Below are 19,478 nucleotides of genomic sequence, written 5' to 3'. Positions count from 1 at the left end.
TTAAGCTAGGGAACTACAACAACAAGTTATGGAACTTATATTAATATCCACTGCGTTTATCGCAGGATTTATTGCTTTAAAATGTCAACTTCCTCCATTAGTTGGATTTTTGGTCGCAGGTTTCGGGCTCTTTGCCCTAGGCTTTGAAACTAATGACACCATCATTACCTTGGCTGACCTTGGTGTCACCCTGCTCCTATTTACTATTGGCTTAAAGCTCGACATCAAAACCTTGCTCTCTAAGGAGATCTGGGCTGGCGCGACAATCCACAACCTTTTATCTACTCTGTTTTTTGCGGTCGCCCTATTTGGTTTTAAGTTCCTAGGTATTTCATCTCTGGCAGCCATGTCGATGGAACAGATCGTTCTACTCGGTTTTGCCCTTTCATTCTCTAGTACTGTATTCGCGGTTAAATCTCTGCAAGATAAAGGCGAGATGAATGCGACCTATGGCACGCTAGCGATCGGTATTCTGGTGATGCAGGATATCTTCGCCGTGGTCTTTTTGACCGTATCGACAGGCAAGATCCCAGAGTGGTATGCCATCGCACTCTTCGCTTTGCCATTCTTTCGCCCGTTGTTCTACAAGATCCTCGATTGGGTTGGACACGGAGAAATGTTGGTGCTGTTCGGCATCTTCTTCGCATTAGTTGTTGGTGCTGGCTTGTTCCAGTTTGTAGGTGTAAAGCCAGACTTAGGCGCTCTTATCTTGGGTATGTTGCTCGCTGGTCATCCAAAAGCTTCAGAGCTGTCGAAGTCGCTGTTTAACCTCAAAGAGCTTTTCCTCGTCTGCTTCTTCTTGAATATTGGCTTGTCCGAGCAGCCGACCATTCAAGGCTTTATGCTTGCGGTCTTGTTCTTGTTGTTACTGCCAGTGAAAGGCATTTTGTACTTCTTGGTGCTCAACCGATTCAAGTTCCGTGTTCGAACGTCCCTGCTCGCGTCTCTATCACTGTTTAACTACAGTGAATTTGGCCTTATCGTCGGCGGTCTTGCCTTTAAGATGGGTTGGATGTCTGGTGACATTTTGGTGGCTGTGGCGATTGCAGTTTCACTATCCTTCTTAATCGCTGCACCTCTCAACAAAGCGGGTCACAAACTTTATCAACAATCAGGTCGTTGGTTAAAAGAACATGCGGCAGAGAAACTTCACCAACGTGATAAGCGAATTGACCCGGGTCGGGCTCAAGTGCTAATTCTTGGTATGGGACGAATTGGTACTGGCGCTTATGACGAGTTACGTTCTCGCTACGGCAAAGTCAGCTTAGGTGTCGAAGTTCGTGAAGAAGCCGCGCACAACCACAGAAGCCATGGCAGAAACGTAATTTCTGGCGACGCGACTGACCCAGATTTCTGGGAGCGAATTTTAGATACAGCAAACGTAAAACTGGTGATTTTGGCAATGCCTCACCACCAAGGTAATCAAACCGCTTTAGAACAATTAAAGTCACGTAACTTTAAAGGCCAAATTGCGGCTATTGCTGAATACCCCGATCAACTCGAAACACTGAAAGACAATGGCGTTGATGCGGCATTTAACATTTACAGCGAGGCTGGTAGTGGTTTTGCTCGCCACGTTTGCGAACAGTTAAATCCAAATATCAATAAAATCTAGTATTAGACGGTGTTCAGCTAAACCTCTCAAAATTGCCTATTTTTCGCACTTTTGAGAGGTTTTTGTTTAAAAAACCAACCGCAATTAAACATTACACATCAAAAGCACATAAAAATTAGATAATTTCTAACATAACACCCTTTATATTATTTTTTTGCTCACATCCGGTTGCTTTTTTTAGCCAGAATGGCAAATTGAATGCAGTTGATTTGGAAATTATTTAAAAGGAAGTTCTATGTGTTCAGTATTTGGCATTCTCGACATTAAAAGTGATGCCGCAGCACTTCGCCCTATTGCTTTAGAAATGTCTAAGAAGCTTCGTCACCGTGGTCCAGACTGGTCTGGTATCTATGCTGGTGAAAAAGCAATCCTTGCTCATGAACGTCTTGCTATTGTTGGCTTGAACAGTGGTGCTCAACCACTATACAGCCAAGACAAAAAGCACATTCTTGCAGTAAATGGTGAAATTTATAACCACAAAGAACTTCGCGCACGCTATGAAGATAAGTACCAGTTCCAGACTGATTCTGACTGTGAAGTTATCCTAGCGCTATACCAAGAGATGGGTGCAGACCTTCTAGAAGAGCTTAACGGTATTTTCGCATTCGTTTTATACGACGAAGAGAAAGACGAGTACCTAGTGGGCCGTGACCATATTGGTATTATCCCGCTTTACCAAGGCTACGATGAGCACGGCAACTACTACGTTGCTTCAGAGATGAAAGCATTGGTTGAAGTATGTAAGACGATCAGTGAATTCCCTCCAGGTAGCTTCTACTCTTCGAAAGATGCAGAACCTCAACGATACTACATCCGCGATTGGAACGAGTACGCTGCGGTACAAGGCAACAGCACAAGCAAAGAAGAACTGACTGAAGCGCTAGAAGCAGCGGTTAAACGTCAACTAATGACTGACGTTCCTTACGGTGTACTTCTATCTGGTGGCCTTGATTCATCAATTACTTCAGCAGTCGCAAAACGCTTTGCTGCAATGCGTATCGAAGATGATGAGCAATCTGAAGCTTGGTGGCCACAACTGCACTCATTCGCTGTTGGTCTTGAAGGCGCACCAGATCTTATCGCTGCTCGTGAAGTTGCGGACAAGATCGGTACTGTACACCACGAGATGACTTACACCATTCAGGAAGGCTTAGATGCCATCCGTGATGTTATCTACCACATCGAGACTTATGATGTAACGACGATTCGTGCATCAACGCCAATGTACTTGCTTGCTCGTAAGATCAAAGCAATGGGCATCAAAATGGTACTGTCTGGCGAAGGTGCTGATGAGATCTTTGGTGGTTACCTGTACTTCCATAAAGCGCCAAACGCGAAAGAGTTCCACGAAGAGACTGTACGTAAGCTACTTGCTCTAAGCATGTTCGACTGTGCTCGTGCAAACAAATCGCTAGCGGCATGGGGTGTTGAAGGCCGTGTACCATTCTTGGATAAAGAGTTCATCGATGTCGCAATGCGTCTGAACCCTGAAGATAAGATGTGTGGTAACGGTAAGATGGAGAAGCACATCCTGCGTGAGTGTTTTGAAGACTACTTACCAGATTCAATCGCATGGCGTCAAAAAGAGCAGTTCTCTGATGGTGTTGGCTACGATTGGATTGATACATTGAAAGCAACGGCTGAAGCAAAAGTAACGGATCAACAAATGGAAGCTGCTAAGTTTCGTTTCCCTTACAACACGCCAACAACCAAAGAAGGTTATGCTTACCGTGAAATCTTTGAGGAGCTATTCCCTCTAGAATCTGCGGCAGAGTGTGTACCTGGTGGTCCTTCAGTTGCTTGTTCATCAGCGAAAGCGATTGAGTGGGATGAGTCATTCAAAAACTGTGTCGACCCATCAGGCCGTGCAGTACAAGCCGTTCACAACGATGCTTACAACGCTTAGAGCGTTTTGAACAAATCCTAAAGACTAAAAAAGGCGCATTATGCGCCTTTTGTTTTAAGCCTATTTTTTATTACTGCAGTTATGCGCGAGCTTGTAATGCTTCGTTCTCAATACTGATTGGAACGACTTGGCTAATCATTTTCACCAGCATAATCGATCGAGCCTCACCGTCTTTCTGATCGAAAATAGCTTCAACCCCGGCAAACTGGCCACTCTGAATCTTAACTACCTGCCCGGATTCAAACTCAACACAACAATCTTCCACTTCGTTACTGCAGCACTTCTCAAACTCTTTAAGTTCAAACACCAAGTCTCCTTGGACCTCGTGCGGCCTCGCACCGAACTTAATAAAGTCCACAACACCACGTGTTGAACGAACAGTCGTGAAACTAGGGCCTTGCTCATAGTCAAAGCGTACAAAAATGTAAGACGGAAACAGCGGTTCTTTGACCTGCTTTTCTTTCCCTCTCACCACCTTTTTGACTTCTATTTGAGGGCAAAAACACTCTACCCCTTGATTCTCTAAGTGCTGCTGAGCGCGTTTTAGATCACCACGCTTACAGTAAAGCAAATACCAACGTTTCATTTAACTAGCCATTTTATATTTTTAGATATTTGACCACATGCCTAAAACGGTTGAATCGCCATTAATAAAATGAATCGTTGCTAACGAAAAATAATGCGTAGCAGACCAGTTTATCAACAAAAAGTTATAGGTGTCGAAAGTGGTTAAGCATTGTACAGGGATCATTTAGAGATCAAAAGGCTCATTGTTGTAAGCATATGTACGCCCCAATTAATGAGAATGCCATTCTATTTAAATTCAAAACGATACGCCAGATAAATATATCTAAACATCTTTATTCGACATGGCTTTAAAGAAGGTTATTAACCAACCAGCTCAAATCTGGAAAATTAGTTTGCAGCACACTTAAAATGGGTAACATTAAAAGTAAAAGGCATAAATATCAACACTTTAGTCAATTCGAGTTATCGTGACCATAAAATACGTCTATTGCAGACTTTTATCCCACTGTGTATACATGAATGACTATAAAATCTTTTAATACCTAAAATTAGTAAAACTTATGCCAAGCAACCACAACATCTTTGGCCACCCTAGAGGCCTATTTCTACTTTTTAGCACAGAGCTATGGGAACGTTTCTCTTACTATGCGATGCGCGCCATCCTTGTCTTATTTTTGACTGACACTACCCTCAACGGTGGACTGGGTTGGTCAACGAAAGACGCACTCGATCTCTACGGTATTTACACCGGTTTAGTCTACATCACACCATTAATTGGTGGCTGGATTGCCGATAACTACCTAGGTCAGCGTAAATCAATTCTGATTGGCGGTGTATTAATGGCACTTGGCCAATTTACACTGGCTCTACCTAACGGCTTCATCGGTTTAGACCAAGTGAACGCTCTCTACCTTGGTTTAGCACTGCTAATCAGTGGTAACGGTATGTTTAAGCCGAACATCTCAACCATGGTTGGCGATCTGTACCAAGAAGGCGATAACCGCCGTGACGGTGCTTTCACCATTTTCTACATGGGCATCAACTTAGGTGCGCTGCTTGGTGGCTTAATTTCAGGTGCTGCTGTCGATTCATTCGGTTGGAAAGCAGGTTTCCTAGCCGCTGGTATTGGTATGGTTATTAGCTTGATCATGCAAGTGACAATGGCTCAGTCTTGGTTAGGCAACATCGGTTCTGTGCCTGCTGCTGCTCGAGCGAAAGCACTGAACAAATCTAAAGAAAAAGCGCCACTGACCAAAGAAGAGTTCGACAGACTAAAAGTGATTCTTATCATGGGTCTGTTCGTGATTGTTTTCTGGGCGGGCTTTGAACAAGCTGGCGGCCTAATGAACATCTACACTCAACAATACACTGACCGTATGATTGGTGGCTTTGAAGTTCCTGCTGCGTGGTTCCAATCTTTGAACCCATTCTTCATCATTACACTTGCTCCAATCATTGCGGCATTCTGGGTGAAACTGGGTAAGCGTGAACCCAACTCTCCTGTTAAGTTTGCAATGGCATTGTTCTTCTTAGCTCTGGGCTTTGTGTGCATGATGGGCGCGGTAATGGAGCAAGGCGGCGACCTAACAGTGAAAACATCAATGCTATGGCTAGTCGGTGCTTTCTTCTTCCATACCCTTGGTGAGCTTTGTCTATCTCCTATTGGCCTGTCGTTGGTCACTAAGTTAGCTCCGCTTCGCCTAGCATCATTGATGATGGGTGCATGGTTTGGCTTCAATGCGGTGGCAAACTACGTGGCAGGCCTGGTTGGTTCTCACGTTGGTGAGCTTGGTGCTATGTCTATCTTTAGTGGTATTGCTATCACAGCAACGGTGAGTGGCATATTACTGCTGCTTTGTGCGGGTAAGCTTGTGTCATGGATGCATGGCGTAGAAACCAATATGACGCTTGAAGCAGAGCCAAAAGCTAAGCAAGCAACAGAAACATCTGCGGCTTAACTCTCACGCTGTTTCAACACCAAATATCCTGATCAAAAAGGGCTGCTCAATGAGCAGCCCTTTTGTTATTTGTATGATATGGCTTAATGTTAACGATAAGCCATAATCAAGGCTCAGCAGCTGTTAGCGATATAGAGCGACTAACTCTGCCATCATATCGATATGCGAGTCTCTGTCGTTTAGACACATAATGTAGCTAAAGTCTGAACCACCAGCATCAATGAACGTCTCTTTACACTGGTCTGAAATCTCTTCCAGCGTTTCCAAACAGTCAACCGAAAAGGCAGGTGCCATAATGTCGATCTTCTTGATGCCTTTACTCGGCAGTGATTCAAGTGTCTCATCAGTGTATGGCTTCAACCACTCTTCTCGACCAAATCGCGATTGGTATGTCATGGTGATATCGTCTGCTGATAAACCTAACTCTGCCGCAAGCAGCTTTGTTGTCGCTTCACAATGCTGAGGGTAGATATCGCCTTCATCAGCCAGTCGCTTCGGAATACCGTGGAAAGAACACACTAAATGATCGGCTCTGCCATTTTTATCCCAATGGCTGCGAACGCTTTCAGCCAATGCTTTTGCATAGCTTGGGTGCGCGTAGTAGTCACGAATAAAGCGATAGCTCGGGATGACCGGCATCTGTTTAAAGGCTTTGGTTAAACCATCAGAAACCGCCGCTGTGGTGGTGCCAGAGTACTGAGGATATAAAGGCAGTACGATGATGTCCTCAACGCCCTGCTCCATCAGTTGCTCAACACCTGTCTTTAGGCTTGGGTTGCCATAGGTCATACCCAGTGCAACAGGCATCTCTAGTTTCTTCTGGAGCTTTTCAGCTTGTCTTTGAGAGTACACAAGCAGTGGTGAGCCTTGATCCATCCAGACAGACTGATACAGCTTAGCGACTTTAGGCGAGCGAATCGGTAAAATCACCCCATGCAAGATAGGACACCAAAGCCAACGTGTTAGGTTTACAACTCGCTTGTCGTGTAAGAATTCACTCAAAAATCGACGAACGCCAGCGGGGGTCGCCGAATCTGGTGTTCCTAAGTTCACCAGTAAAACGCCCTGCTTTTTATTATTTTCCATAGATACCTGAGACCAATATGTGATTTTCTGGAAAGTAATATACTAATCTGCATAAGTTTAAGATCATTACGCCTCAATGAAAGTCTGAATAATCATTCTTCATATGAGATACACAACATCCACTCTCAATTGCTAGCCACTGCCATCGGGTCTGAACCGTTCTGAATCATGTGCAATCAAATTATCTAGATTGGTATCGTACTAAAAATTGAAACAAAAAAAGCGACCCTTAAGGTCGCTTCCAATATATCAAATTCTAAAACTGGCTGTTAGCCAATTATGCTAGTGCTTTCTCAAGTTCTGCACTAACTTCAGCAACTTGCTTAGTACCGTCAAACTTAAGGTACTGAGTGTTACCTGTTTCAGCTTCTTTACCGTAGTAAGAGATTAGCGGAGCTGTTTGATCGTGGTATACACCTAGACGTGCACGAACTGTTTCTTCTTTGTCGTCATCACGTACAACTAGGTCTTCACCAGTTACGTCATCTTTACCTTCTTCTTTAGGTGGGTTGTACACATTGTGGTATGTACGACCAGAAGGAAGGTGAGCACGACGACCAGCCATACGCTCAACAATCACATCGTCAGCTACGTCGAATTCAACAACGTAATCAACAGCGATGCCCATTTCTTTTAGGCCATCAGCTTGTGGGATTGTGCGTGGGAAACCGTCTAGTAGGAAACCTTTCTCACAGTCATCTTGAGCGATACGCTCTTTGATAAGACCAAGGATAATTTCATCAGAAACTAGCTGACCAGCGTCGATTACTGATTTTGCTTGCTTACCAAGCTCAGTACCCGCTTTGATAGCAGCACGTAGCATGTCACCAGTTGAAATTTGAGGGATACCAAATTTGTTCATGATGAAGTTAGCTTGAGTACCTTTACCCGCGCCAGGAGCACCTAGAAGAATGATGCGCATGTTTAATCCTCTTATAAAATTATGATTTATACCGAAGCTCACTATCCCTCCATTCTTGCTCATTTTTAGGATGAACAGAAAGCGTTAAGTAACCATTGAGGCTAAGCAAAACTGTGAACAGAAGCAAAACGGTAAGTTTCGGTATAACGTTTAAAAATCATACAACTGGAGTTGATTGCTTCCTAGCCCCAGCTGATTAGGTCGAGCATTCTATCACATTAATATTCAATTTGGCTGAATTTACGACTAAAGAATGCATCGACAACATTTGTTGTGACGATAACGGTAACGTTGACCACGTTAGGTCAATTTTCAACGACATTCATAAAAAAAGCCCGCATTTGCGAGCTTTTTATTACAATTGTTGGCTTAACCTAAAGTCGAAAGACTAACGCTTTGTTAGTAGCTCGTTGATTGCACCCAAGAATTGTGACGGATCTTCCATTGAGCCTTTTTCAGCTAGCATAGCCTGGCCAAGGAGTAACTCAACCCAACGGCCAAACGCTTGCTCATCAGCTTCATCAGCCATCTGTTTCACAAGTGCGTGCTCAGGGTTAATCTCGAAGATGTACTTCACTTCCGGTGCTGCTTGACCCGCAGCTTCAAGAAGCTTCGCCATTTGCGTGCCCATTTCGAAGTCGTCAGTCACAACAACCGCAGGTGTTGTTGCTAGCTTGAAGGTCGTACGAACTTCTTTAACACGACCACCTAGGTAAGATTGAGTACGCTCAACAACAGATTTGAACTCTTCTTCTGTCTCTTTTTGCTTCTCTTTCTCTTCTTCACCTTCAAACTTGCTTAGGTCTAAGCCCGCTTTAGTGATCGATTGGAACTGTTTACCGTCGAAGTCAGTCAGGTAGTTCATTACGTACTCATCAATACGATCGTACATTAGAACTACTTCAATACCTTTAGCTTTGAACTGCTCCAAGTGTGGGCTGTTCTTAGCGGCAGCGTAGCTATCTGCTGTTAGGTAGTAAATCTTATCTTGGCCTTCTTTCATGCGCTCAACGTAAGATTCTAGGCTGATAGTTTGTTCAGCAGAATCCACTTCCGTTGACGAGAAACGAAGTAGACCAGCGATCTTCTCTTTGTTCGCCATGTCTTCAGCTGGGCCTTCTTTCAATACTAGGCCGAACTCTTTCCAAAACTCTAGGTACTTATCATTGTCATTCTTCGCCATGCGCTCAAGCATAGTCAGGACACGCTTGGTACATGCGCCACGAAGAGACTGAGTTACCTTATTATCTTGCAGAATTTCACGAGACACGTTCAATGGCAGATCGTTTGAGTCAATCAGACCGCGAACGAAACGCATGTAAGATGGCATAAACTGCTCTGCGTCATCCATGATGAATACACGCTGCACGTAAAGTTTTAAGCCACTCTTGTGGTCGCGGTTCATCATGTCCCAAGGTGCTTTCGCTGGGATGTAAAGCAAGCTTGTGTAGTCGTTCTTACCTTCAACCTTGTTGTGACTCCAGGTTAGTGGATCAGCAAAGTCGTGAGATACGTGTTTGTAAAACTCTTGGTACTCTTCTTTCTCGATATCAGACTTGTTGCGAGTCCAAAGCGCTTGCGCCTTGTTGATCTGTTCCCAATGCTTCTCTTCGGTGTCTTTACCTTCGTCATCTTTCACTGCTGTGAAGATAGAAACAGGAATGCCGATGTGGTCAGAATATTTACCAATCACTTCACGCAGACGCCACTCATTTAAGAACTCTTTACCGTCTTCACGCATATGAAGAATAATGTCAGTACCACGAGACTCTTTAGTGATGTCTTCGATTGTGTAATCGCCTTCACCTGCAGAGTGCCACTGAACAGCTTCATTGTTCGGCAGACCAGCTGCACGTGTGCGAACCGTTACCGCGTCTGCAACGATGAATGCAGAATAGAAACCCACACCAAATTGACCAATCAGTTGAGAATCTTTGCTTTGGTCTTCAGACAGCTTTGAGAAAAAGTCTGCAGTGCCTGACTTAGCAATTGTGCCTAAATGCTCAATAACGTTGTCACGGCTCATACCGATACCGTTATCAGAAATGGTTAACGTGTTTGCTTCCGCGTTGAATGAAAGTTTTACACCTAGATCTGCATCACCTTGGTAAAGGTCACCGTTCGATAGAGCTTGAAAACGAAGCTTATCAGCCGCGTCAGATGCGTTAGAGATCAGCTCACGTAGAAAGATTTCTTTATTTGAATACAGTGAGTGAATCATTAGATGAAGTAGTTGTTTTACTTCAGATTGAAAGCCACGAGTCTCTTTATTTTGCGTTGCCGTTTCGCTCATTTTTACTCCAAAACATCTATACTTTATGTTGAATAATCATAGGGGCGTAACACTTGATGCCACTCTTCTGTTCATTAACATGAGGATGACAAATGTAAATTCAAGGTCAAAAATCATAAAAACACTGTTTTTTTGATCTGTTTTTATTATCCTTGAGTCTGATAAATATAAAAGAACATAAAAGAAGCCATGATTTGGTGAAGAATTAACGGAACTTCACCTGAGATTTGTCTATTTCGCACCCAAAACAACCCAAAATAGAAGAATTCAATGAGCAATATCGGCACAAAGTTTATTCTCGCACAGCGGTTCGTATTCGACCCAAACAGCAATTCACTTGTTGATCAAATGAGCGACGGTGAAGTCGTACGTCTTGGTAGCAATGAAAGCCGCATTCTCCTGATGCTGTCAGAAAGACCCAATGAAGTTATCACTCGCAATGAGTTGCACGAGTATGTTTGGCGAGACCAAGGTTTTGAGGTGGATGACTCAAGCTTGACGCAAGCCGTATCGACGCTGAGAAAAATGCTCAAAGACTCGACTAAATCTCCTGAATTCGTAAAGACAGTACCTAAGCGCGGTTACCAATTTATTGCGACCGTTGAGCGCTCTGCCCCACTATCGTCAAATGATCAGCCAGTAGCCGCTGAAATTGCAGAAAATGACGTAGAGCCTATCCTAACGTTTGCGACGCCTGCAGCGACTGAAGAAGCGATCAATGAAACGGTTGAACCAGAGCCAATTGCAAAAGTTCAAGAGAATAAGGTAGAAGTAGAACCAGCAAGCGTTCCTGTTGTAGCTCCGACTAAAAGCACCAATAAATGGCTAACATTTTGGTTGCTGCTTGCCGCTTTCATCATGCCGATTCTCGTTTTAACGTTTACCAACCCGGCAGAGTCCGAGTTCAAAACATTAGCTGAAGTCGATGGCGTCAAGGTTCAATCACCGGTTAACCACCCAGACCTCAGCAGTTGGCTGCCAGCGATAGAGAAGTGTGTATTACGTTACAACACGAATCACACTGGCATGCTAAAGCCGACTGAAGTGATTGCGACAGGTGGACAAACCAACAACCTTGCCCTCAACTACATTCACCCGCAAGATTACTCGAGCGAAAATGTAACTCTAAGAATTTACGCAAATCAGTCGGATCTAAACGACATTTGTAACGGTGGTCAGTAACATGAAATTAAAAGTATCGATTATTTTACTGGTTCTATCTGCATTCTTGAGTGGTTGGTTATATTGGGGCAGCGATGCAAAAGTAGAGCGCTTGCTCACTCAGCATGAGTGGCAGTCGAAAATGGTGACGCTGATTAGCGATAACAAGCAAGCTGACTCAATCGGCCCGCTTCGTAGAGTTGAACTATCATCGAATGCGAAATACCTACCAAATGGTACATATTTAAGAATGTCAGTGGTTAGACTTTACGGTAATCAAACTGAGCCTGCGAATGTCATCAACATCTCTGAAACGGGTCAGTGGGATATTAACGATAACTACTTACTGGTTTCGCCAACGGAGTTTAAAGATGTGACTTCGGCTCAGCGCCAAGACTTTTCCGAAGAACAGCTAGAGCTGATCACTCAAGTCATTAAGATGGACGCAGAGCAAAGCCGCCGCATAGATATTGTCAACCCGAAGGCATTGCTACTGACTAGCTTAAATCATGGTTCTACCGTATTGTTTTCAAACTAAGATTGGATCGCTATTTACTGTTTATGAATAGCTGAATACCATGAAACGGAAAACCAATAAAAAAGGGGCATGAAGCCCCTTTTTGTTATCTGAAGCTAACAAATACGAAGACTCTATGGATTGGATAAACTCACTAGCTCTGTTCTTTGGCTCTTTAATCGCCAATACCTTAGCCTCCTTATCGGGTGGCGGAGCAGGACTCCTGCAATTCCCACTGCTTATATTTCTTGGCTTACCCTTTTCAGTCGCTTTAGCCACTCACAAAGTCGCCAGTGTCGCATTAGGTTTGGGCGCCGCGTATACCCATATTAAAGGCGGAACTCTGAATTGGAAGCTTTGCTGTTACTTGATTGTTGTCGGCAGCATTGGCGTGGTCATTGGCGCGAATATTGTGCTACTGATTCCCGACAATATTGCTCAGAAACTGCTTGGGGCAATGATCTTAGCGCTAGGTGTCTACTCTCGTCTAAAGAAACAACTAGGCCAAGAGGAACACCTGAAAAACCGCAATACCAAAGGGTGGGTCGTAGGTGGCTTTGGTCTGGCACTGATCGGCGTTATTAACGGCTCACTGACCGCGGGTTCGGGGCTTTTAGTAACCTTGTTTCTCGTTCGCTGGTTTGGCTTCACATACAAACAGGCGGTTGCACTCACCATGATATGCGTGGGTTTGTTCTGGAATGGTATTGGCGGTATCGCCATCGTTCAAGCAGGAGCCCCCGTCTACTGGTTATGGCTACCAATATTGTTGGCAAGTTCATTTTTAGGTGGCAGTTTAGGGGCCTATCTAGCCAACCGTTCAAGTAATCAGCTCGTCAAAACCGCTTTTGAAATATTGACGTTTGCCGTTGGCATTAAACTACTGATATAGAATTTAAAAGGATTAACTATGAAGACGGAACAACCCAATCCGGCGCCAGCGAAAGAAACAGCAACAAAAGCCACAATCGCCATACACTATTGCCGTCAATGCAATTGGATGCTTCGCTCTAGTTGGTTATGCCAAGAGCTACTGCATACCTTCAGCGAAGAAATTGAACAAGTGAGCTTACACCCAGACACCGGAGGCAGGTTCGAAATTTTTTGTAATGGTGTGCAGATTTGGGAAAGAAAAGCAGATAACGGTTTTCCAGAGGCGAAAGTTCTGAAGCAAAGAGTGCGAAACATCATTGCTCCAGACAGAGACCTCGGCCACGTGGACTCAAAATAAGCCTTTCACAGCCGACCCAATGATTTAAAGCTGGCCACTCACGAGAACATCACCTTCAAGGCTAATAACTTTGAAGGTATTGTTTTCATAGATGCCATAGCTCGCCGCGTGTCCCTCTCGGGGGAATGTCACCGAGCTAGGATTAAAGATAAAGATGTCATCTTGGTACTCGGCGACAGGAATATGGGTATGACCGTGTGCAATGATATCGCCCGCCTTCAGCGCAGGGCGTTTATTGGTGTTGTACAAATGGCCATGGGTTAGGAAGATACGTTGACCTGATTCTAATAGCACCCACGAGTAATCCATCATCATTGGAAAAGACAACAACATCTGATCCACTTCGCTATCGCAGTTACCACGAACGGCAATGATCTCTTGAGAAAACGCATTCAACTTATCTGCAACCGCCGGCGGGTTGTATCCTTCTGGAATCGGATTTCTTGGTCCATGATTCAGAATGTCACCCAATAGAACTAAATATTGCGCACCAGACGCTTGGTAGAGTTCTAATACCTTTTCTGTTGCTGGCAGCGAACCGTGTAGGTCTGAAGCAAAAAATAATTTCACACGTACTTCTCCATAAAATTTATCAGCCTATTGTACGTATCTAAATGCTACACGTCATCTCTCGCCATACCGTTGATCACGATATTATTGTAACTAACCATACCGACTATCTTGTTATCACGAACTACTGGCGCACGACTGATACCAAAGCGTTCAAACAGGCGAGCGCAATACTTTACGTTCATCTCAGCAGACACGCTTAGCGCTGGCTTGGTCATGATCTCATAAACATTAGTTCGCTTCGGAGATCGGTTCTTAGCCAGTACTTTCTTGGCAATGTCATTCATCAATACGATGCCGTATTCGTCATCTTCGTTGCGCTTATCGACAATAATTGCTTTCACTTTGTGCTTCTTCGCCATCTCTATCGCTTCTAACACCGTGGTTAGCCCGTCGATAATCACGTACGTATTGGCCATGACATCACCTACTCGGATTTTTTCACTGGTACTCATAACTCATCCTCCACAACCTTAGTTAATGTCTCGACTTGATGCGCAACCCCGACTGCGTCTTCAATATCGATCTGCACCGCTATACCTTGTCCTGACTCCTGGTCAAACTCACCGACTTCGCCAATAGTTTCGAGAATATACCGAGCTAAGTGTTCCTCAACCACAAACAGCAACACATCTTTTTGCACCTCTAACGTTAAGCCAAAGAAGGTGGTTTTTTGGTTTAAACCTTGCCCTCTGGCATTGTTAATCACCGTTGCTCCAGTCGCGCCCGCATCACGCGCGGCATCGAGCACAGTGTCGGTCTTGCTCTCTTCTACAAACGCTAAGATAAGTTTAAAGCGCATCTTTGCTCTCCTTAGAGGTGTGTAAACGGTTTAACCATTGTGTTATTTGGGCATAGCCCATCACTGAAATTATGGGAAATAAGCTGGCAAAGGCGATCAACCCAAAGCCATCAATGACAGGATTTCTTCCTGGTACGGTTGAAGCGAGTCCAAGCCCGAGCGCTGTCACTAAGGGGACTGTCACCGTTGATGTAGTTACGCCACCCGAATCGTAGGCCAGTGGAATAATGAGTTTTGGGGCGTAAAAAGTTTGAATGACCACGACGACATAACCAAAAATGATGTAGTAGTGGATCGGGTCACCCGCAACGATACGGTAGCTACCCAGTGAGATACCGATAGCAACCCCCAATGCCACGGCGATCCTCAGCCCATTGACGCTAATACTGCCACCGGATACTTGGTTTGCCTTAATCGCTACAGCAATCAAAGAAGGCTCGGCTATCGTGGTACTAAAACCAATACAAAACGCAAACAGGTAAACCCAGTAATAATCAAACCAAGCCAAAGCAAGACCAGAGCTGATCTTAAACTCAGACAAAAAGCTTGGTTCGGTGAGTTGCATTGCCATCGTCTCCCCCAAAGGAAACAATGCGAGTTCCAACCCCATCAAGAATAGAGATAAACCTAGGATGACGTAGAAGAAACCGATGAGCACTTTGGTTAGGTTATTGACAGGCTTTCGTAATACCGCCAACTGAAAACCGAAGATGATTGCCGCAATCGGGATCACATCCATCACAGTGCCGAGAAAGGTGTCGATAAATTGTTGAACACTGATCATGTCACCACCATCCCGTACACCATGACAAAAATCATCGGCAGCAACGAAGCAAACGCGATCAACCCAAAACCATCTATCATCGGATTACGCCCCTTAATTGCCGAGGCTAAACCCACCCCTAACGCAGTTACTAATGGGACGGTGATCGTCGATGTCGTTACTCCACCTGAGTCATAGGCAATTCCAATGATGTTTTCCGGAGCAAATGCAGTGAGCACCACCACTCCAATATATCCACCGATGATCATGTACTGGATTGGCCAACCTTTTAAGATTCTCAGCACACCGAGTAAAATAGCGATACCGACTGACAGTGCCACAGTAAAGCGCAGGCCATCGGCATACTGCTCCATTTCATCTAACGTATTGGGGATTACCCCTCCCTCGGCAGCCACTTCTGCGGCTTCGGCAGCGACTGCGGTTAACGCTGGCTCGGCTATGGTGGTACCAAAACCCAAACAAAAAGCGAAGATCAATAACCAAAACACACTCCCCTTTCTGGCAAATGCTTGAGCCATCGATTCGCCAATTGGAAACAGCCCCATTTCAAGGCCAAAGATAAAGAAAGTGAGTCCAAAAACGACGAGCGCTAATCCGGTTAGAATAGATAAAAGATGAGGAAGTGGCTCTTGTAAGACAGCAAGCTGGAAGAAAGCGATTACCGCCACGATTGGCAATAGATCCCTCAGGCTACCTAACATGGATCGAAACAAAGCAAGCACCGCCGTCATCGCAATTCCTTGTCGCTGGTTATGAATTAATAATAATCATGGCAAATCCTTATCATTGCTTATGTGACAAATATTACGCAGTTGGTAACATATCCGAGTAAAGTGCATAAGTGTGATAACGGTACACATCCTGACTTGATGAATTTAATTTCACTCCTTTGTAAATTGAAAAAGGCGTAATTTGGGCATCACACGATTGAAACCTTATGATCGTTATAGTGATTTTTTCGTATTGATTGGCGACTAAAAACAAGCCATGTCTATAATTATGTTTAATAGGGAGATTGGTATGAAGATATTGTTAACGGGTGGTACTGGATTTATTGGCTCTGAATTGGTCAAGAGTTGGAACACTGACGACGTGACACTGCTAACGCGGAGTCCTGAAAATGCGAAGCAAAACCTAAATCACCTCAACCAGAACAACCTTCATTACATTCAATCCCTTGATGAGCTCAGTGATCTCAATGACTTTGATGTGGTGGTCAACCTCGCGGGTGAACCGATTGCCGATAAGCGTTGGAGTACAGAGCAAAAAGAGAGGATCTGTAACAGCCGCTGGCACATCACTGAAAAGCTGGTCGAATTAATTCATGCCAGTAGCAACCCGCCACACGCTTTTATTAGCGGTTCAGCCGTGGGTTACTATGGCGATCAACAGCAGCACCCGTTTGACGAGTCACTGCAAGTAGAAGATGAAAGCTTTCCTCATAAAGTCTGTGCCCACTGGGAAGAGATAGCCAGGCGAGCACAATCAGAAAGCACACGCGTGATACTACTGAGAACAGGCGTTGTACTAGGCGAGAATGGCGGCGCACTCAAGAAGATGTTATTGCCCTATAAGCTCGGCGTCGGTGGACCACTAGGTTCAGGTGACCAGTACATGCCATGGATTCACATTCTCGATATGGTAAGAGCCATCAACCACTTGTTGTCTATCCCTCACGCTCAAGGGGAATTCAATATGTGTGCCCCTCACCCTGTGACCAACAAACTGTTCAGCAGCACGTTAGCTAAACAATTAGGCCGACCGCATTTCTTATTCACGCCGAAATGGGCAATGTCGATTCTCATGGGGGAATCATCTTGTTTGCTATTTGACAGCATTCGCTCCAAGCCGAAGAAACTCACTGAGATGGGATTCATCTTTAGTTACTCAAGAATCGAGCCAGCACTAAAAAACTTGTTACAACATCAAGACTAATTCTTTACCCTAGAGCGATAGAGACTCTAATAAAGGATTAAGTGTGAACAAGTCGATTCTTATTACCGGTTGCTCAACAGGTATTGGCTATACATGTGCTCATGCACTTCAAAAGCGTGGTTTTCATGTCATTGCATCTTGTCGTGATCCACAAGACGTTCAACGCCTTCAAGATGAAGGCCTCACCTGTATTCAATTAGACCTTTCCAACCAAGAAAGTATTGAGCATGGCGCCAAGCTTGCTATTGATCTCGCACCTAATGGATTGTATGGATTATTCAATAACGGCGCTTACGGTCAAGCAGGGGCGCTAGAAGACTTACCAACCCAAGGACTCAGAGAACAATTCGAAACCAACTTCTTTGGTTGGCATCATCTCGTCTGTCAGATCCTTCCGCACATGCGCGAGCGTGGCGAAGGTCGGATCGTACAAAACAGTTCCGTATTAGGTTTTGCAGCCATGAAGTATCGTGGTGCTTATAATGCTTCTAAATTCGCGATTGAGGGTTGGACGGATACCTTACGATTAGAACTGCATGGCAGTGGTATACAGATCTCATTACTGCAACCTGGGCCAATTGAGACTCAATTTAGAACCAATGCCTTGAAAGCGTTCAATAAATGGATAAACATTTCTGGCAGCGCTCACCAAGACGCGTACCAACAACAAAAAGATCGACTCGAAAAAGAGTCATCGAATAACGCTTTTGTCCTGCCTCCAGAAAGTTGTATTGAGCCGGTATTCCATGCTCTCACCGCCGACAAACCCAAGCTAAGATACCGAGTTACCACCCCGACCAAAGTGTTCGCGGTATTGAAAAGGATCCTACCGAGTCGCTTGCTAGACCCTATTTTGAGAAAAGCTGCATAAATTGCTAACTTTGAATGCAGAGTCGCAAACTTTAATGTAACGATGTAATTTTTCCGTAACAATAAGATGTCATGATTATCCTATCCCATCAGTTATTCCCAATTGATGGTTCTATTCTGGAAATCTCATGACTTTAAACCGCCTTAATTGGGTAGGTGTGGGTCTGGCTATTACGTTGTTTATTCTGTTTTGAGTATCTCACGCAACGCCTCACTGACTACCTCGATGATAACGCTATGCCTTCTATGTTGAGATAACAACTCTATCAACATCGAAGCATAGCGTTTTTCTATTTTTGGTTCTTTTTATCCGAGATAACCGAGTTAGATCTTGAAGTTACCGACTAATCCCCCCATATTTGCAACGTATCCACAAAACAAACCTCAAGGAACGTAAATGCAATCTCCGCATATTGTTGAACTTAATGAGCAGAACTTTCGTCAAGTATTAGAAGGTTCGATGCAGACCCCTGTACTCATCCATTTTTGGGCACCAATGAGCCAAGAGAGCGCCCAAGTCATTCCTGAACTTCAAACTTTAACTCAGCAGTACAACGGTGCTTTTACCTTAGCCCTGCTCAATTGCGAACAAGAGCAAGCTATTGCTAGCCAGTTTGGTGTTCAAGCACTGCCTACTATTGCACTGTTTGTTAACGGTCAGCCAGTCGATGGGCTCGGTGGCCCTCAAAGCATAGAAGCTATCGTCGATATGCTAAGCAAGCACCTTCCTAGCCAAGATGAGCTTGCTTTGCGTCAAGCTCTTGAGCAAATGCAAGCTGGCGAGCACACACAAGCACTAGCAGCAATGCAGCAACTTCCAGCAGAGCTGACGAATAAAGGTGAAGTAAAACTGGCGATCGCAGAGTGTTTGTTAGAAACGCAACAATTTGACCTTGCTGAAGCTCAGCTAGCAACCATCCCTCTTGAGTACCAAGACAATTACTACAAAGGCTTAGTTGCAAAGCTTGAGCTTCACAAGCAGGCAGCAGACAGCCCTGAAATACAAGCATTAGAAGCCGCTCTTCAGCAAAACTCGAGAGACGCTAAAACGGCATCTGAATTAGCATTGCAATATCACCAAGTGAACCGCAGTGAAGAAGCTATGGATCTATTGTGGTCTTTCCTAGCCAAAGATCTTAATGCTCTCGATGGTGACATGAAAAAAGAGTTCATGGACATCTTGAGTGCGCTTGGGCAAGGTAACCCAGTAGCCAGTAAGTACCGTCGACAACTGTACTCTCTGCTTTACTAGTTAAACCTAAAAAGCGGTAGATTAAACATCGAAAATTGACAATTCAAT

At 44.5% G+C, this 19,478-nt stretch carries 19 protein-coding genes; 10 read left to right on the top strand and 9 right to left on the bottom strand.

The genetic code is table 11. The annotated features are described in order from the left end of the window. Window positions 1–28 precede the first annotated feature (28 nt). The gene (locus AB6E85_RS21815) at window positions 29–1,615 is read left to right on the top strand and encodes a cation:proton antiporter (protein WP_372144272.1); all 1,587 of its coding nucleotides are present in this window, start codon (window positions 29–31) and stop codon (window positions 1,613–1,615) included. A 235-nt stretch (window positions 1,616–1,850) separates the two neighbouring features. Beyond that, complete coding sequence (gene asnB, locus AB6E85_RS21810) at window positions 1,851–3,521, top strand: asparagine synthase B (RefSeq protein WP_017062196.1); 1,671 nt, start codon at window positions 1,851–1,853, stop codon at window positions 3,519–3,521. A gap of 79 nt (window positions 3,522–3,600) precedes the next feature. On the opposite strand, the gene rfaH is transcribed toward asnB, so the two are convergent. Further along, window positions 3,601–4,107: a transcription/translation regulatory transformer protein RfaH gene (gene rfaH / locus AB6E85_RS21805; protein ID WP_372144270.1), complete on the bottom strand. Its 507-nt coding sequence runs from the start codon at window positions 4,105–4,107 to the stop codon at window positions 3,601–3,603. Window positions 4,108–4,609: 502 nt separating this feature from the next. Here rfaH and AB6E85_RS21800 point away from each other — a divergent pair. Continuing rightward, window positions 4,610–6,007, top strand: coding sequence for a peptide MFS transporter (locus AB6E85_RS21800; RefSeq protein WP_017062198.1), 1,398 nt, complete (start codon window positions 4,610–4,612; stop codon window positions 6,005–6,007). 123 nt (window positions 6,008–6,130) lie between these two features. On the opposite strand, the gene hemH is transcribed toward AB6E85_RS21800, so the two are convergent. The 3 genes from hemH to htpG all read right to left on the bottom strand — a co-directional run bounded on the left by hemH (window position 6,131) and on the right by htpG (window position 10,308). Beyond that, on the bottom strand, window positions 6,131–7,093 hold the full coding sequence (gene hemH, locus AB6E85_RS21795; RefSeq protein ID WP_372144268.1) for a ferrochelatase: 963 nt from the start codon (window positions 7,091–7,093) through the stop codon (window positions 6,131–6,133). Between the two features lie 277 nt (window positions 7,094–7,370). Beyond that, window positions 7,371–8,015: an adenylate kinase gene (adk, locus tag AB6E85_RS21790; protein ID WP_048617835.1), complete on the bottom strand. Its 645-nt coding sequence runs from the start codon at window positions 8,013–8,015 to the stop codon at window positions 7,371–7,373. 388 nt (window positions 8,016–8,403) lie between these two features. Then, window positions 8,404–10,308 (bottom strand): molecular chaperone HtpG, encoded by a 1,905-nt coding sequence (gene htpG, locus AB6E85_RS21785; RefSeq protein ID WP_048612176.1) that lies wholly within the window; start codon window positions 10,306–10,308, stop codon window positions 8,404–8,406. Window positions 10,309–10,578: 270 nt separating this feature from the next. On the opposite strand from htpG, the gene AB6E85_RS21780 reads away from it, so the two are divergent. The 4 genes from AB6E85_RS21780 (at window position 10,579) to AB6E85_RS21765 (ending at window position 13,217) form a co-directional block, all read left to right on the top strand. Beyond that, on the top strand, window positions 10,579–11,490 hold the full coding sequence (locus tag AB6E85_RS21780) for a winged helix-turn-helix domain-containing protein (protein ID WP_372144265.1): 912 nt from the start codon (window positions 10,579–10,581) through the stop codon (window positions 11,488–11,490). A 1-nt stretch (window position 11,491) separates the two neighbouring features. Next, on the top strand, window positions 11,492–12,007 hold the full coding sequence (locus AB6E85_RS21775; protein ID WP_017066005.1) for a regulatory protein ToxS: 516 nt from the start codon (window positions 11,492–11,494) through the stop codon (window positions 12,005–12,007). A 115-nt stretch (window positions 12,008–12,122) separates the two neighbouring features. Further along, window positions 12,123–12,878 (top strand): sulfite exporter TauE/SafE family protein, encoded by a 756-nt coding sequence (locus AB6E85_RS21770; RefSeq protein ID WP_372144263.1) that lies wholly within the window; start codon window positions 12,123–12,125, stop codon window positions 12,876–12,878. A gap of 18 nt (window positions 12,879–12,896) precedes the next feature. Then, entirely contained in the window at window positions 12,897–13,217 is a 321-nt protein-coding gene (locus AB6E85_RS21765; protein ID WP_333007831.1) for a SelT/SelW/SelH family protein, read from the top strand. 24 nt (window positions 13,218–13,241) lie between these two features. Here the strand turns inward: AB6E85_RS21765 and yfcE are convergent, their stop codons facing one another. The 5 genes from yfcE to AB6E85_RS21740 are packed head-to-tail and all read right to left on the bottom strand — an operon-like array spanning window position 13,242 to window position 16,104. Next, window positions 13,242–13,787 (bottom strand): phosphodiesterase, encoded by a 546-nt coding sequence (yfcE, locus tag AB6E85_RS21760; protein WP_017068995.1) that lies wholly within the window; start codon window positions 13,785–13,787, stop codon window positions 13,242–13,244. A gap of 47 nt (window positions 13,788–13,834) precedes the next feature. After that, window positions 13,835–14,242 (bottom strand): CBS domain-containing protein, encoded by a 408-nt coding sequence (locus AB6E85_RS21755; RefSeq protein WP_333007828.1) that lies wholly within the window; start codon window positions 14,240–14,242, stop codon window positions 13,835–13,837. Next, window positions 14,239–14,589, bottom strand: coding sequence for a P-II family nitrogen regulator (locus AB6E85_RS21750; protein ID WP_050653755.1), 351 nt, complete (start codon window positions 14,587–14,589; stop codon window positions 14,239–14,241). Before AB6E85_RS21750 ends, AB6E85_RS21755 begins: the two co-directional genes overlap by 4 nt. After that, a complete protein-coding gene (locus AB6E85_RS21745) occupies window positions 14,579–15,373 on the bottom strand; it encodes a DUF1538 domain-containing protein (protein ID WP_061038753.1) in 795 nt (264 codons plus the stop codon). The genes AB6E85_RS21750 and AB6E85_RS21745 overlap by 11 nt, the downstream gene beginning before the upstream one ends. After that, window positions 15,370–16,104: a DUF1538 family protein gene (locus tag AB6E85_RS21740; RefSeq protein ID WP_372144259.1), complete on the bottom strand. Its 735-nt coding sequence runs from the start codon at window positions 16,102–16,104 to the stop codon at window positions 15,370–15,372. Before AB6E85_RS21740 ends, AB6E85_RS21745 begins: the two co-directional genes overlap by 4 nt. Before the next feature lie 289 nt (window positions 16,105–16,393). Here AB6E85_RS21740 and AB6E85_RS21735 point away from each other — a divergent pair, with 289 nt between their 5' ends. The 3 genes from AB6E85_RS21735 to AB6E85_RS21725 all read left to right on the top strand — a co-directional run bounded on the left by AB6E85_RS21735 (window position 16,394) and on the right by AB6E85_RS21725 (window position 19,430). After that, window positions 16,394–17,308 (top strand): TIGR01777 family oxidoreductase, encoded by a 915-nt coding sequence (locus AB6E85_RS21735; protein ID WP_333012126.1) that lies wholly within the window; start codon window positions 16,394–16,396, stop codon window positions 17,306–17,308. A gap of 43 nt (window positions 17,309–17,351) precedes the next feature. Continuing rightward, window positions 17,352–18,179: an SDR family oxidoreductase gene (locus tag AB6E85_RS21730; protein WP_017061923.1), complete on the top strand. Its 828-nt coding sequence runs from the start codon at window positions 17,352–17,354 to the stop codon at window positions 18,177–18,179. A gap of 396 nt (window positions 18,180–18,575) precedes the next feature. Beyond that, window positions 18,576–19,430 carry a co-chaperone YbbN gene (locus AB6E85_RS21725; RefSeq protein WP_372144257.1) on the top strand — a complete coding sequence of 285 codons (855 nt, stop codon included), beginning with the start codon at window positions 18,576–18,578 and terminating at the stop codon, window positions 19,428–19,430. Window positions 19,431–19,478 lie beyond the last annotated feature (48 nt).

It is taken from the genome of Vibrio sp. 10N.247.311.51 (assembly GCF_041467855.1).
Taxonomy (GTDB): Bacteria; Pseudomonadota; Gammaproteobacteria; order Enterobacterales; family Vibrionaceae; genus Vibrio; species Vibrio coralliirubri.
This window is presented reverse-complemented; position numbering and strand designations above follow the sequence as displayed.